The 14627-nt window shown below is 66.1% G+C and carries 14 protein-coding genes; 5 read left to right on the plus strand and 9 right to left on the minus strand.

The window, feature by feature from the left end; genetic code table 11:
- Positions 1 to 160: 160 nt before the first annotated feature.
- Positions 161 to 2473 carry a TonB-dependent receptor gene (locus V6U71_RS12310; RefSeq protein ID WP_411338740.1) on the minus strand — a complete coding sequence of 771 codons (2313 nt, stop codon included), beginning with the start codon at positions 2471 to 2473 and terminating at the stop codon, positions 161 to 163.
- Positions 2474 to 2696: 223 nt separating this feature from the next.
- Here V6U71_RS12310 and V6U71_RS12315 point away from each other — a divergent pair, with 223 nt between their 5' ends.
- The 4 genes from V6U71_RS12315 (at position 2697) to V6U71_RS12330 (ending at position 6080) form a co-directional block, all read left to right on the plus strand.
- Entirely contained in the window at positions 2697 to 3425 is a 729-nt protein-coding gene (locus V6U71_RS12315; RefSeq protein ID WP_411338741.1) for a GntR family transcriptional regulator, read from the plus strand.
- Between the two features lie 129 nt (positions 3426 to 3554).
- Positions 3555 to 3869, plus strand: a complete 315-nt coding sequence (locus V6U71_RS12320) for an EthD family reductase (protein WP_411338742.1) — start codon at positions 3555 to 3557, stop codon at positions 3867 to 3869.
- Between the two features lie 20 nt (positions 3870 to 3889).
- On the plus strand, positions 3890 to 5092 hold the full coding sequence (locus tag V6U71_RS12325) for a hypothetical protein (RefSeq protein WP_411338743.1): 1203 nt from the start codon (positions 3890 to 3892) through the stop codon (positions 5090 to 5092).
- 4 nt (positions 5093 to 5096) lie between these two features.
- Complete coding sequence (locus V6U71_RS12330; protein WP_411338744.1) at positions 5097 to 6080, plus strand: phosphotransferase family protein; 984 nt, start codon at positions 5097 to 5099, stop codon at positions 6078 to 6080.
- Between the two features lie 116 nt (positions 6081 to 6196).
- Here V6U71_RS12330 and V6U71_RS12335 read toward each other — a convergent pair whose 3' ends face one another.
- Genes V6U71_RS12335 through V6U71_RS12350 form a run of 4 tightly spaced genes read right to left on the minus strand, consistent with a single transcriptional unit; the run spans position 6197 to position 9643 of the window.
- On the minus strand, positions 6197 to 6586 hold the full coding sequence (locus V6U71_RS12335; RefSeq protein WP_411338745.1) for an acetyl-CoA carboxylase biotin carboxyl carrier protein subunit: 390 nt from the start codon (positions 6584 to 6586) through the stop codon (positions 6197 to 6199).
- Positions 6583 to 8301 (minus strand): pyruvate, phosphate dikinase, encoded by a 1719-nt coding sequence (locus V6U71_RS12340; protein WP_411338746.1) that lies wholly within the window; start codon positions 8299 to 8301, stop codon positions 6583 to 6585. Before V6U71_RS12340 ends, V6U71_RS12335 begins: the two co-directional genes overlap by 4 nt.
- Complete coding sequence (locus tag V6U71_RS12345; RefSeq protein ID WP_411338747.1) at positions 8298 to 8900, minus strand: hypothetical protein; 603 nt, start codon at positions 8898 to 8900, stop codon at positions 8298 to 8300. Before V6U71_RS12345 ends, V6U71_RS12340 begins: the two co-directional genes overlap by 4 nt.
- Positions 8897 to 9643: a PEP-utilizing enzyme gene (locus tag V6U71_RS12350; protein ID WP_411338748.1), complete on the minus strand. Its 747-nt coding sequence runs from the start codon at positions 9641 to 9643 to the stop codon at positions 8897 to 8899. The genes V6U71_RS12345 and V6U71_RS12350 overlap by 4 nt, the downstream gene beginning before the upstream one ends.
- 155 nt (positions 9644 to 9798) lie before the next feature.
- Here V6U71_RS12350 and surE point away from each other — a divergent pair, with 155 nt between their 5' ends.
- Positions 9799 to 10593 (plus strand): 5'/3'-nucleotidase SurE, encoded by a 795-nt coding sequence (gene surE, locus V6U71_RS12355; protein ID WP_411338749.1) that lies wholly within the window; start codon positions 9799 to 9801, stop codon positions 10591 to 10593.
- Between the two features lie 141 nt (positions 10594 to 10734).
- Here surE and V6U71_RS12360 read toward each other — a convergent pair whose 3' ends face one another.
- Genes V6U71_RS12360 through V6U71_RS12375 form a run of 4 tightly spaced genes read right to left on the minus strand, consistent with a single transcriptional unit; the run spans position 10735 to position 14572 of the window.
- Positions 10735 to 11793 (minus strand): phosphotransferase, encoded by a 1059-nt coding sequence (locus V6U71_RS12360; protein WP_411338750.1) that lies wholly within the window; start codon positions 11791 to 11793, stop codon positions 10735 to 10737.
- Complete coding sequence (locus V6U71_RS12365) at positions 11783 to 12970, minus strand: acyl-CoA dehydrogenase family protein (RefSeq protein WP_411338751.1); 1188 nt, start codon at positions 12968 to 12970, stop codon at positions 11783 to 11785. The genes V6U71_RS12360 and V6U71_RS12365 overlap by 11 nt, the downstream gene beginning before the upstream one ends.
- Entirely contained in the window at positions 12967 to 13728 is a 762-nt protein-coding gene (locus V6U71_RS12370) for an SDR family NAD(P)-dependent oxidoreductase (RefSeq protein WP_411338752.1), read from the minus strand. Before V6U71_RS12370 ends, V6U71_RS12365 begins: the two co-directional genes overlap by 4 nt.
- A 49-nt stretch (positions 13729 to 13777) precedes the next feature.
- Complete coding sequence (locus V6U71_RS12375; protein ID WP_411338753.1) at positions 13778 to 14572, minus strand: enoyl-CoA hydratase/isomerase family protein; 795 nt, start codon at positions 14570 to 14572, stop codon at positions 13778 to 13780.
- Positions 14573 to 14627 lie beyond the last annotated feature (55 nt).

The raw sequence follows: 14627 nt of genomic DNA on the forward strand, positions 1-14627 counted from the left end.
GCTCCTCTCCCTTCACGCGCGGCTTTTGCCGCGTCGTCCCGTTCAAAGCTTCTTTGAACGATTTCGTCCTACCATGACCGCGCGACAGGAGTCCACAGGCTGGCAGACGACGGACGCAAAGGGAACCCGGCCTCCCCTTTGCGTCCGCCGCGACGAACCGTCAGAAGCGATAACCGAGCGTCACGCCATAGGTCGCCGGCTTTGCCGCATAACGGACGACAGTGTCCTGTCCCGCAACGACGTTGGTCCAGTAATAGGTGCCGGTGACATTCTTGCCCCACAGCGTCGCTTTCCAGCGACCGTCGGGTTCCTCGATCCCCAGTTGCAGGTCGAGCAGCGCATAATCGTCGATCTTGTACAGCGGCGTTTCGCCGACTATCGCGTTGGTCGCGCTGCGATAGGTGAGCTGGACGCCGCCGAACAGGTTCAGCCCGCTGCTGAGCGGAATGTCGGCGCGCATGTTCGTCGCGGCCTGCCACTTCGGCGTGAAGGGCACCCGCGTGCCCGCGAAGTCGGCGGTAACGCCGCCGGCATTGACGCCGGTGTAGCGATCGATTTCGGAGTCGACATAGGTCAGCGCCGCCCCGACGCTCAGCCCCTGCGTCGGCCGTGCCTGCAGTTCCAGCTCGAACCCCTGAAGATGCGATTTCGGGATATTGATGATCGCATCGAGAATGCCGAAGGTGCCGTCGATCAGTTTCGAGCGCAGCTGCTTGTTGCGATAGTCCATATAGAAGACCGCACCGTTCAGCGACACGCGGCGATCGGCGAACTGCGCCTTGAAACCGCCTTCGTAATTGAGGATCGATTCCTGGACCGCCGGCGTGAACTGCGCGGTTGACGAGGCGTTGATGTTGCCGAAGGTCCCCGCCTTGTACCCCTTGGACACGTTGGCATAGAGCAGCAGGTCGCTCGACGGCTTGAAATCGACGCCCGCGCGCCACGAGATATTGTCCTCGTTGAGCTGGCTCTTGAACTCCGGCCCGTTGAAGAAATTCTCGTCGAGCACGAAACAGTCGGTCGGGCCCAGCGCCGGCCGGGTCGGGTCGCCCGACAGCAGGCGCGAGAAGAAGGTAAACAGCGCCGAGGTCAGGCCGTCGCCGCCATCGCGGTTACAGATGGTCGCGCTGCGCCGCGCGTCGGTATAGCGGATGCCGCCCTTGACGGTCAGCTTGTCGCCGATGTCGAACTCGACATTGCCGAAAGCGGCAAGGTTGCGCATCCGCTGGTCGCTGTAATTCTCGCTGGTCGTGATCCCGAAATTGTAAAAGGCCGACGAGTCCCCATAGAGCAGGTTTTCGATGTAATAGACCTTGTCGCGGCTGTAATTGCCGCCGACGATGAAGCGGACGCGACTGGCGGGGTCGTTGGCGATCCGCAATTCCTGCGACAGGCTCCGGATGCGCCCGGCAAAGGCGCGCAGGTCGATATCCTGCAGGTTCATCCCGTCCTGATCGAGGGCGCCGCGCTGGTTGAACCGGCTGTAGGCGGAGATCGAAGTCAGCGTCAGCCCGCCGCCCAGTTCGATATCGCCGCGCAGCGAAGCCTGCGCGAACTTGCGGTTGATGAACATGCCGTTGTCGGTCGACCAGTCGGCGGCCCGCGACGTCAGCGGCGAGCGCGGATAATCGCGGACGATCTGGGTGTTCGACACCGCCTGTTCGTTGAAGGCGAGATATTGCACCGCAAGCGGGTCGCTCTTGTCCTGCCAGCCGTTGATGTTGAGCTGGAAGCTCATGGTGTCGCTCGGTTCCCAGTCGAGCAGGAAGCGGCCCGCGAGTTCGCGGACGCGGCCGTTTTCGTCGTCGCGGGTATAGCTTTTCTGCCAGGGCCCGCTGCGCGCGCCGCGAATGGCGACACGGGCGCGGAGCGTCTCGCTCAGCGGACCGCTGATATAGGCATTGCCGATGAAATGATTGAAGCGGCCATAGCTCGCCTCGACCCCCGCCTCGAAATCGGCGGTGGGCTTGGCGGCGATATAGTTGATCGCACCGCCGGTGGAATTCTGCCCGAACAGGGTGCCCTGCGGCCCTTTCAGCACTTCGATGCGCTCGAGGTCGAACGCGGTCAGGGTGGTCAGGACCGGGAACGGCAGCGGCACCTGGTCGAGATAGACGCTCGCGGTGGGATAGGAGCCGAGCGAGGTGTCGTAGAAGCCGACGCCGCGCAAGGTGAAGACCGGCGTGTTGTTGGCGCTGTTGGTATAGCTGAGGCCGGGGACCGCCTGCGCAATATCGGCGGCGGAGGTGATCTGGCGCTCGCTGAGGTCGTCTGCGCCGACCGCCTTGATCGTCAGGCCGACGCGATTGATCGATTCCTCGCGCTTGTTCGCGGTGACGATGATCTCGTTGCCGTCGAACCCGCTCGCCGCGGGCGCGGCCGGACCCGCTTCCTGGCCGTAAGCGGCGGCCGGCGCAGCCCCCAATGCCAGCATCGAACAGCCGATTGAAATGGCGACACGCATGGAACCCATCGATCCTCTCCTCCCGTTGCGGCCCGCATTTTCGCGAGTCCGTCTCCCGGCGAGGACGCCCCGCCGGACGTCTTCATTTCACATTGACGGACATCCGTCAATATCGTTCGACGATTTCGTGTGATGACAGCGTAAGACGGTTTCGAAGACAGATGATGGACGCCGGGCGCCGCATAAGTTACATGCGGGGCAATCAGGGGCAGGAACCGAAATGGCGACAAATATGAAAACGGCGCGAAAAAGTGCGGCGGCGGACGAGGCGACGGAGGCAAAGACGGCAAGCGACGGATCGGTCGCCAGCGCCGCCGACCGCGTTTCGGAATCGATCTTGCAGGGCATAAGGTCGGGGTCTTTCGTGCCCGGACAGCACCTGCTGGAACCCGATCTGACGCGCAGGCTCGGCATCAGCCGGGGGTCGTTGCGCGAAGCACTCAAGCACCTCGCCGCCGCCGGGATCGTCACCCTCAACCGATTTCGCGGCGCCTATATCAGCACCCTCGACCGCAAATCGGTGCTCGACCTGCTCGACACGCTCGAACCGCTGGCGCGCTTGGGCGCGCGACTCGCCGCCGAAAATTGCGGCACCGAGGCGCAGCGCCGCCGCATGCTGGCCGCCGCCGCGAACATCGACACCGCGACGAGGGAGCGCAATCGCGGGCTCTACCTCGATCGCCGCCGGCAATTCTATGACGCGATGATCGACATCGGCGGCAATATGGAACTCGCGCGCGCGATGCCGCTCAGCCGCACCGACCTGTTCCGCGCGCAGGTCGAGACGATCCAGACCGAACGACAGCGGATGCTGCACGCCTCGGGCTATGCAAAAATCACCAAGGCGATCGTCGAAAATGACCCCGCCGGAGCCGATCGCGCGGTCAAAAAACACTTCGATGGCACGCGAAAAACGATCCACGAACTGCCGTCTCACGCCTTCCCATCGTTGGAAATCTAGGGATTTTTACGTCTAACAGCCACACGCGCCCGCAATGCGTCTATTAAAATCACTGGACGAAATCGTCCGACACGTTTAGCTCCTTCTCAACGAGCCGCGACGAATCGCGCGCCGCGGGAGAGGTGGGTCATGCTGTGCATCACAGCCATTTATCCGAACGAGCCGGGTAGCCGGTTCGACGCCGGCTATTACCAAAGGTCGCATGCAAGGACCGCGCAGGCGCTGCTGGCGCCGCACGGGCTGACCGCCATTCGCACCACCATCGGCACCGCCGCGCTCGACGGATCGCCGCCGCCCTTCTGGGCGGTCAGCGAGATGCATTTCACGTCGCGCGCCGCTTTCGACGCCGGCATCGCCGCCGAAGGCGCGGCGCTGTTCGCCGACATCCCCAATTACACCAATGTCACCCCCATCCTGCAGGTCAGCGAACTGGCCGCAGCCTAAACCCACCCAGGAGAGCGACGATGTCCGGTTACAATCCCAACACCCCCTATGTCCGCAACGCGATGAGCGACATCGGCTATATCACCGCGCTCGACGAGGTTCTGAACCACCAGATTGTCGATACCTTCTCGACCGTTTCGACCTCCGAACAGAGCTGGACCGAGAAGATCTGGTCGGCGATCGTCCGCAAGGACGGGACGATGGGGATCGATTTCGGGCTCGGCCGCTATCATAATCGCGGCGTCCTCGACGGCTGGGCGGCGGTATCGCGCGGGTCGGAGCAATGGACGGTGCGCGCCAACCGCGAACTGCGCGACGATCCCTCGATCACCCAGGTCGGCCCGCTGACCTACGAGATCATCGAACCGCTACGCAAGGTCCGCTATGCGCTCGCCAAAAACGACGCGCAGCCGATCAGCTACGACATCGTCTTCACCGCCGAAATGCCGCCCTTCTTCGAGGATCGCCACAAGCAGCGCGAACGCGACGGCTTCCGCGTCGGCTCCGACGTCGTGCGCTATCACCAGATCGGGGTGCCGTCGGGCTGGGTCGAGATCGAGGGCGAACGCTTCGAGGTCAATCCCGAAGAATGGACCGAATATCGCGACCATAGCTGGGGAACCCGGCTCGACGTCGGCGCGCACAATGCCGACGTCCGCCCCTCGTCCGATTTCGGCGACGTCAAGTTCGGCGAAGGCGAGTTCGTGCTCGTTTGGAGCCCCTTCATGCTCGAAAGCCCGAACGGCGAGCGCTCCTCCTTCCATTTCTATCACATGTCGAAACAGGGCCACATCTTCTACTCGTCGGGCTATCGCAACCTGCCCGACGGCACGCAGGAAAAGGTCGCGCGCGTGCGCCCCGAGCTGCGCTATGACGACAAGACCCGGCGCCTGCTTGGCGGCACGGTCCATTTCGACATGCTGCAGGGCGGTACCCACAGCGTCGAGGTCGAAGTGATGGGCACCGCCGGCGTCCACCTCGGCCCCGGCCTCTATCTGGGCTTCGACGGCCGCAAGCACGGCAGCTGGCATGGCCCGCTGACGATCGAGGGCGAATATTTCCCCGACACGATGGACGTCGAGACGCTGAAGCGCATCCGCCAGCTCCGCGACTGCCCGATCCGGGTGCGGCAGGGCGACGCGGTCGGCTACGGCATCATGGAAACGATCATCCACGGCGCGCATCCCGAAATGGGACTGACCGCCGCCAATTCGATCGTCTGATCCGATGGCGCGCGACACCGACCAGCTCGCCGCCGGCCTGCGCGATTACCTGCCGCGCGGCGCCGGGATCACCGGGGTGACCACGCTGTCGGCGGGGCATTCGAACGAGACCTATCTGGTCGACGGCATCGGCGAGGTGCTGCGCATGCCGCCGTCGGAGGAAGGCCTGCTGCCGCCCTATGACATGGCGCGGCAGCACGCCGTCCTGTCGGCGGTCGCAAATTCCGCGCCCGGTGTCCCGCTGCCGCCCGTTCTCGAACTCTGCACCGACCCGTCCGTCCTCGGCGACGAATTTTTCCTGATGGGACAGGTACCGGGCGAGGCGTTCGAATATGCGGTTCCCGACTGGCTCGCCGCCGATCCGGACGCCGGTGCCGAAAGCGTCTGCCGCCAGTGGTTCGATGCCCTGCTTGCGCTGCACAACATGCCCGCCGCCGCGATGCCGCCGGGCGAACGGACGGTGCAGCAGGAGGCGCAGCACTGGCTCGACGTCGCGCGCGGCGCGGAATCGATGCCCGTGCTGGTCGATATCCTCGAGGATCTGGCGAAGCGCCCGCCGCGCACCAGCGGCGCGCCGACCCCGGTGCACGGCGACCCGAAGCATGGCAATTGCCTGTGGCACGAGGGACGGCTGACCGCGCTGCTCGACTGGGAGATGGCCGAGATTTCGGAGCCTTTGCTCGATCTCGGCTATGTGCTGATGTTCCACGATCAGGGCGAGGCCTCGCTCGCCGACGCGGGCTTTTCCCTGCCCGGCTGGTGGTCCGCCGAGCGGATGATCGCCGAGTGGGAAAAGGGCACCGGCCGCACCGCCGTCGATGTCGCGCGCTATGCGGTGCTGGGGCAGGCCAAGGTGGCGGCGATCATCTCGGTCGGCGCTTTCCTGTTCAACAGCGGCCGTATTGCCGATCCTCGTTTTCAGGCTTTTGCCGGTGTGTTGCCCGCTTATGTAGCGCTGCTCGAAAAGCGCGCGATGACGGCGGGGTAAATTACCCCGTCATTGCGAGCGAAGCGAAGCAATCTCCAGCCGTCGCCCTTGAGTTTCGATGGCTGGAGCTTGCTTCGCTTCGCCCGCAATGTTAAATTCCAGGTCGAGCAAAAGCTTCAGGCGCTTTCGATCCGCACCAGTGGCGCGCCATATTCGACCAGATCGCCGTCGCTCGGCAGGATTGCCGCGACGCGGCCCGCGGTCTCACTGACGATGTCGGTCGCCTCGCCGAGCTTGTCGACCTGCCCGATCACCGTCCCCGCTTCGACCTCTGCCCCCGGCGCGACACGCGCGGAGAAGATGCCGAGATGCGGCGCCGTGACGTCGCGCAGCGCTGCAACGGCTGCAGCAACCGCCTGCCCGGCGCGCGCCAGCATGGGATTGGCGCCGCCATCGGCCTTCGCCATGAACAACGACCAGCCGCCGCTGCGGAAATGCAGGTCGCGCCACGGCGAGGCGGTAAAGCTGGCGAGCAGCGCGCGAACTTCCTCGATCGTCGAACTCATGCCGCATCCCCGATCATCGTCAGCAAGACCGGCAGCACCGGTTCGGTAACGATCGTCGTCGCCCCCGCGCCGCGCGCGATCCGTGCAATCTCGTCGTTGGCGAGCGCATGGCCGCGCACGACGCTGGCGCCGCCGATCGCCCCCGCCAGCGCCTCGGCATCGCCGGCCGCCAGCGCGCGGTCGACATCGAACCCTTCGGGCCCGGCCGCGAAATCGATCACCGCAACGGGGCTTGCCGCGCGCGCCCATTCGATAAGCTGGCGGAGCCGGGCGTCGGCCTGTTCGTTCGGCGCTTCGGTCGCAAGCGTGCCAGCGTACACCAGCCCGCCCGCGCCATCGACCGTCACCACCGTTCCCGATTTCGCGACGGCGCCGTCGCCGACCCCGACGACGCACGGCCGCCCGAGCGCGCGGCTGACCACCGCGGCGTGCGAGGTCGACCCGCCTTGCTCGGTCACCACCGCGCGCGCCGCGATCATGCCATGGACGTCGTCAGGGCTCGTCGTCTTGCGCACGAGGATCACATCCTCGCCCGCCGCGGCGCGGCGTTCGGCCTCATCGGCGTCGGCGACCAGCACGCCGGTCGCGGCGCCCGGGCAAGCCCCCTCGCCCGTCGCAAGCACCGCCGCACCATCGGTCGCGCCGTCGCTGAGCCGCGGCAACAGCAATGTCCGCACCTGTTCGGCGCTCACCCGCGACAGCGCGGTGGCGGGGTCGATGCGACCCTCGGCAACCATGTCCACCGCAAAGCGCACCGCCGCCGCCGGCGCGCGTTTCGCGGCGCGCGACTGGAGCAGGTAGAGCTGCCCCGACTGGACGGTGAATTCGATATCCTGCACGTCGCCATGCTCGCGTTCGAGCCGGTCGCTCGCGGCGAGCAGCGCGGCATGCGCCTCGGGCTCGGCCGTCGCCATGGCATCGAGCGGCAGCGGGGTGAATTTCCCCGACACGACATCCTCACCCTGCGCCCGCGGCAGATATTCGCCATAGGGTTCGGCCTCGCCGGTCAGCGGGTTGCGGCTGAACAGCACCCCGGTGCCGCTCCGCTCGTCGAGATTGCCGAACACCATCGCCTGGATCGTTACCGCGGTGCCGAGGTCGTGCGGGATGTCGTTATGCTCGCGGTAGCGCCGGGCGCGGCGGGTGTTCCAGCTTTCGAACACCGCGCGCACCGTCGCGAGCAACTGGTCGCGGACATTCGCGGGTACCGGCCCGCCCGCCGCTTCGACTGTGCCGCGCCAGTCTCCGGGCGGGGCATCGCCTGCGAGTTCGACCGGCGCCTTGAGCACGATCGAGGCATAAAGTTCGAGGAAGCGCCGATGCGTATCGCGCGCGAAGCCGGCGAGCCCCGTTTCCGCCGCCAGCGCCGCTTCGCCCGCGTCGTCGATGCCGAGGTTGAGCACCGTGTCCATCATCCCGGGCATCGAGATAGCCGCGCCCGACCGCACCGAGAGCAACAGACGCTTCTCGCCCGCGCCGAAGCTGCGACCGGTTTCGCTTTCCAGCCACGCCAGCCCGGCGTCGATTTCCTCCGCCAGCCCGGCCGGAAAATCGCCGCTCTCGAGAAAGGCGAGGCATGCCTTCGTCCCGATCACGAACGCCGGCGGCACGGGCAGGCCGAGCCCGCGCATCCGCGCGATTGACCACGCCTTGCCGCCCGCCGCTTCCTTCGTCGGCAGGTCGCTCCCGTCGAGCTTGATCGTCCAGCCGCTCATTCGTCGCGCTCCGTGCCCATGATGCGCAGCAGCTCTTCGTGCAATTCGAACCAGACGGTGTGGTAGGAGTCGCGGCGGATATCGCTGACCCATCCGATATCGCCGTCCTCGGCCGCCTCGAGCGCTGCGATCAACTTGTCGCCATAAATCTTCAGCCGCGGCAATCCGCGCGCAAGACCCGCCAGGATCGGTTCCGCCTGTTCGTGCAGCGCGCCGAGCCGGTCGACGATCTTCGCGTCATAATCCTTGTCGCGATGATCATTCGCGACCTTCTGCCCGCCGACGTCGAGCGTCTGCCAGTCGGTGATGATCTGCTTCAGCGTCCGGTTGATCCGTTCGAACCCGTCATAGGCCGAACGAAACCCCGCATCGTCGCGCAAATGCTGGAAATGCAGGCCATAGCGCGACTGCAACGCCACCCCCGCGAGCGGGGTCAGCGCATAGGCACCCTTCGCCTCGATCGCGCGGCCGGTCGCGACGGCTTCGGCCAGCAACGCGGCCGCGCACTCTTCGCTCAGGCCAACCAGCTCGCCGATCGCCTTGGCGGGCGCGTGGCGCTTGATCGCGGCGCCGTGCAGCGCCAGGTCGCGGTCGTTCACGCCCCCTCTCCTTCCAGCAACCAGACGCGGCCGACACGTTCGACCCCGTCCTGATAATCCTCGGTGGTCTTTGCGGGCGCGCTCGCCTCGATCACCACCGTATCGCCTTCGCGGATGCCGCTGATCTTCGCGTTCATCAGGCACGGAATATTATATTCGCGGGTCAGGATGCCGAGGTGCGAGCGCACCGTTCCGCCGGCGCAAATGACGCCCGCAAACTGTTCGATAATCGGCGCCGTCAGCGTCCCGCCGCTGTCGTCGATCACCGCGATCGTTCCCGGCGGCACGCCGTCGGTGAGATAGGCGAGCACGCGGTCGTTCGAGCGGATATAGCGCGCCGTGCCGCTAATATTCCGGGCGTGCTGGACGACATTGTCGCCGACCCCGCGCAGCGCCCGCCCCTGCGCATCGGCCTCGCCCGACGGAGCATCGGGATGGGCGAAACCGGCATCGGTCGCGGCATCGTCACCGGCCGATTTATAGGCTTCGGGCCGTTCGGCAACCGAAATGCTGGCCGACCAGTCGAAGCGGTGCCCGCTCGCCAGCAACCGCGCCTCGATCGCCGCAAAATCCTCCTTGGTCAGCAGGTCGTCGGCGCCAGCCATGGTGAAGGCGTCCCAGTCCCGCCCCGATTCGCGAAACCGGTGGCGCACCAGTTGCTGCACCAGCCCCAGCGTCGCCTCGACCAGCGGCGATGCCGGCGGCTTCACATGAAGTGCATTGTCGATAGGCAGCTTGGCCAATCCTCATCCCCTGACGTCGTTTCTTTGTCCGCTAGGTGACCGAAGCGCGCCCTGATGTCAATAAGCATTGGGCAAAATCGTCGAACGATATTGACCAATGAACCAACTTTCCCCTATGACGATCCAACAGGCGATATTGGGGAAGGATGAGGACGATGGGCTTGAAGGCAAACCCGCGGATCTTGGTAGTCAACGACGACGGCATCGACGCGCCGGGAATCGTGCTGCTCGAAGAGATCGCGCGCCAGTTCAGCGACGACGTCTGGGTCGTCGCACCCGACGAGGAACGATCGGGCGCGGGCCATTCGATGTCGATCAGCCACCCGGTGCGCGTCGTCCAGCGCGACGAACGCCACTGGGCAGTCCGCGGCACGCCGACCGACTGCGCGCTGCTCGGCATCTATGAGTTCATGACCGACAAGGCGCCCGACCTGATCCTGTCGGGGATCAATCGCGGGCCGAACCTTGCCGAGGACATCACCTATTCGGGCACCGCGTCGGCGGCGATGGAGGGCGCGGTGCTCGGCATCCCGGCGATCGCGCTCAGCCAGATCATCCGCTATCAGAGCCCGATCCACTGGGACACGGCGCGCAAATATGCGCCGATCGTGATCCGGCAATTGCTCGAACTCGACTGGAAGCCAGGGCTTTTCGTCAACGTCAATTTCCCCAATTGCCCGGTCGACGAGGTTACCGGAATCCGCGCGACGACGCAGGGCCAGCGCCCCTCGGGCTGCTTCCGCCCCGTCCGCCGCGTCGACGAACGCCACGTTCCTTATTACTGGATCAAGATCGGCTTCCCCGAAGGCGGCGACGACGACGGCAACGACCTGCACGCCGTGCTCGACAACAAGGTGTCGATCACGCCGCTGCAACTCGAAATGACCGCGCATGCGGTGGTGCCGGAGATTGCGGCGCTGTTCGCCGATGCGGATGCCGTAACGAACTGACGAGCGAGCGACGGCCTCGGGGTGGCGAGCGGACGTCGCCCCCATTTTCGTCATCCCGGACTTGATCCGGGATCCACCGCAGCGCCGATAGTCATGGACCCCGGATCAAGTCCGGGGTGACGATCAAGGTGACAACCATCTTCAGCCGCAAGCCTCCATCGCCTGACGCGCCAGCGACGCGAGCCGGGGAAAGGCTTCGGCGCGCTCGCGGGCGTGGGCGCTGTTCGCGCTGCCGCGGATCACACGTCCCTTGATGCCGTGAAAGATCGCGGCAAGGCGGAAGAAGTTGAACGCGACGTAGAAATCCCAGCCGGGAATTTCGCTGCGCCCGGTGCGCCGGCAATAGGCATCGACATAGGCTGCCTCGGTCGGCAGGCCGAGCGGCACCGGGTCTGCGCCGCCAAGCCCCGCGACGATATCCGGCGGCATGCGGTACATCAGCGCGTGATAGGCAAAATCCGAGACCGGGCTGCCGAGCGTCGACAACTCCCAGTCGAGCACCGCGACGACACGCGGCTCGGTGGGGTGGAAGATCATATTGTCGCACCGGAAATCGCCGTGGACGATGCCGCTGTCTTCGTCGGCGGGAATATTCTGCGGCAGCCATTCGACGAGCGCATCCATGTCGGCATTGCGGCCCGCCGCCTCGTCCTCCAGATATTGTTTCGACCAGCGCCCGATCTGGCGCGCGAAGTAATTGCCCGGCCGCCCGAAATCGCCGAGCCCGACGGCCTCGGGATCGACCCGATGCAGCGCCGCGATCACCGTGCTCATCGCGTCGAAATAGGCCGCGCGCTCGCCGACCGGCACGTCGCCGAAGGACGCGTCCCAGAAGATGCGCCCTTCGACCAGCGCCATCACATAAAAAGCGCTGCCGACGACCGCATCGTCGTCGCAAATCCCCAGCACCTCGGGCACCGGCACCGCGGTCGGCGCCAGCGCCGACAGGACGCGCGCCTCGCGCAGCACGTCGTGGGCGCCCTTGACGAGCGCGCCCGGCGGCTTGCGCCGCATCACATAGGCGGCGTGCGGCGTCGTCAGCCGATAGGTCGGGTTTGACTGGCCGCCCTTGAACTGCTCGACCGTCAGCGGCCCCCGATAGCCGGCGACATTCGCCTCCAGCCAGGTCTCGAGCGCCGCCGCGTCGAGCGCGACGCGGACTTCGCCCGCGCCGATATTCGCCGATGCGTCAGTGGCCATGCGCATTCTTCCAGTCGCGCTTGATCTTCTTGGCGAGGCTCCACTTGTGGACCTCGGTAGGACCGTCATAGATGCGGAAGGCGCGAACCTCGCGGAACACCTGCTCGACGATCGTCTTGTCGGTGACCCCGGTACCGCCCATCACCTGAACGCAGCGGTCGGCGATGCGCATCAGCGCTTCCGACACCGCAACCTTCGCCATCGAGCTTTCGGCGGTGCCGAGATCGCCGGTGTCGAGGATTTCGGCGCACCAGCGGATCATCAATTCGGCCTGCTTGAGGTCGATCAGATTCTCGGCGAGCATGAAACCGACGCCCTCATGATCGACCAGCGGCTTGCCGAAGGCATGGCGCCGGTTGGCATAGTCGGTCGCGATCTCGAGCGCGCGCTGGCAGGCGCCGTGCCAGCGCATGCAGTGCGACAGCCGCGCGGGGCTCAGGCGCACCTGCGCATATTTGAACCCCTCGCCCGCTTCGCCCAGCATCTGGTCGGCGGGAATGCGCAGATTATCGATGACGACGGTCGCATGGCCGCCGGGCATCGAGCTGTCGATCGTATTGGGCACATGTTCGATGCGGATCGCCGGATCGGGCAGATCGACGAGGAACATGCACGCACCGCCGCCGGCCGCAACGTCCTCCGCCTTTGCCATCACGATGCCGACCTTTGCGCCGTCGGCGCCGGTGATGAAGCATTTGCGGCCGTTGATGACCCAGTGATTGCCATCCATCCGGCAGCTGGTCTTCATCATCGACGGGTCAGACCCGGCGCCGCCCTCTTCGGCGGGCTCGGTCATGAAGAAGGCCGAACGGGCCTCGCCCCGCACCAGCTTGTCGAGGAAGCGCGCCTTGAGTTCGGGACTGCCGACCTTGCCGAGCAGATACATATTGCCCTCGTCGGGCGCCGCGGTGTTGCACGCGAGCGGACCGAGCGGCGATAGCCCGGTCTTCTGCAGTACATAAGCCGTTTCGACCTGCGTCAGATGATCGCCATCCGCCAAGATATGCGGCGTCAACACCCCCGCGGCGCGCGCTTTCTCCTTCAGCTCGTCGACCAGTTCGTCGGTCGGCGCGCCATGATGGTCGCGGCGCGGATCGCTCTCATAGGGAACGACGATATCGCGAACGAACGCTTCGACGCGCTCGCCGATCGCGCGGGCCCGGTCCGACGCGCTCATCGCGGCGCCATCCGGATCGCGCCGTCGAGGCGGATCGTTTCGCCGTTGAGCATGGGATTCTCGACGATGCTGCGCACCATCTGCGCATATTCCTCGGGCTTGCCGAGACGGCTCGGATGCGGGACCTGCGTGCCGAGGCTGTCCTGCGCGGCCTGCGGCAGCCCCATCAGCATCGGGGTCAGGAAAATGCCGGGCGCGATGGTGACGACGCGGATCCGGTGCTGCGCGAGGTCGCGCGCGACCGGCAGCGTCATGCCGACCACGCCGCCCTTCGACGCCGCATAAGCCGCCTGCCCGATCTGACCGTCGAAGGCCGCGACCGACGCGGTATTGACGATCACGCCGCGTTCCTCGCCGACCGGCTCCGCCGCGGCGAGGCGCGCCGCGAACTGGGCGATCAGGTTGAAGCTGCCGATCAGATTGACCTCGACGGTGCGGCGAAACGCATCGAGCGGATGTGCCTTGTTTTCCTTGCCGACGGTCTTGATCGCCGGCGCGACGCCGGCGCAGTTGACGAGGATGCGCGCCGTGCCATGCGCGGCCTCGGCGGCGTCCAGCGCTGCAGCGACGCTTGCCTCGTCGGCGACATTGGCGGCGACGAACAGGCCGCCGATCGTCTTGGCGTGCGCGGCGCCGACCTCTTCATTGAGGTCGAGTATCGCGACCTTGGCGCCAAGCTCCGCCAGCATCGCGGCGGTCGCGCCGCCCAGCCCCGACGCGCCGCCGGTCACGACGGCCGCCAATCCTTCGATCTTCATTTCCAGCTCCTTGATTTACAATATCTGCATCGGGCCGCGAAAGGCCCCGTCATCGACCGGCACCCCGGAAATCGGGCGCGCGTTTGGCAAGGAAGGCGGCAATCCCTTCGCGGCTTTCCAGCCCCGCACCGGCCTTCGCAATCGCATGTGCCTCGTCTTCAAGCTGGGTCTCGAGACCGTTGACGAAGCTCCGCTGCAGCAGACGGCGCGCCGTCCCGAGGGCATTCACGGCCGAGGCGGCCAGACGCTCGGCCGTTTCGGCGCCTTCCTGCGCCAGCGCCTCGTCATCGACGACGCGCGTCACGATCCCGATCGCCTCGGCTTCGTCGGCTTTGATGCGACGGTTGGTCAGGATGATCTCCTGCGCCTTGCGCAGCCCGACGAGCCGCGGCAGCAGCCAGCTCATACCCCCGTCGGGGGTCAACCCGATCGCCGAATAGGCGGCGGTGAAATGCGCCGAACGTGCGGCGAGGACGATATCGCCCGCCAGTACCAGGCTCAGCCCCGCGCCCGCCGCAGGCCCGTTGGCGAGCACCACCATCGGGCATGGCATGCGCGCGAACCGCGCGACCGCCATGTGCAAGGTTCCCGCGAGCAGGCTGAGGTGGGCGCCCGCGCCCTCGCCGGCCGTCGCAAAGCCACCGACATCGCCGCCGGCGCAGAACAGCCGCCCTGTCCCGGTCAGCACGACGCAGCGAATCGACCGGTCAGTTTCGCAGCGGATCGCGGCGTCCACAAGCGCATTCGCCATCGCGAGATCGATGGCGTTCCCCGACGCCGGACGGTTGAGCGTAATCGACGCGATTCCGTCCGAAACGTCGAAAATTACCGGCTGCTCGCTCATGCCTGTCCCGCCATTTCTGCTGCACGGCGACCGTCGCCCGCCCATCGAGCCGCAA

The organism is Sphingopyxis sp. J-6 (assembly GCF_046603995.1).
GTDB lineage: Bacteria > Pseudomonadota > Alphaproteobacteria > Sphingomonadales > Sphingomonadaceae > Sphingopyxis.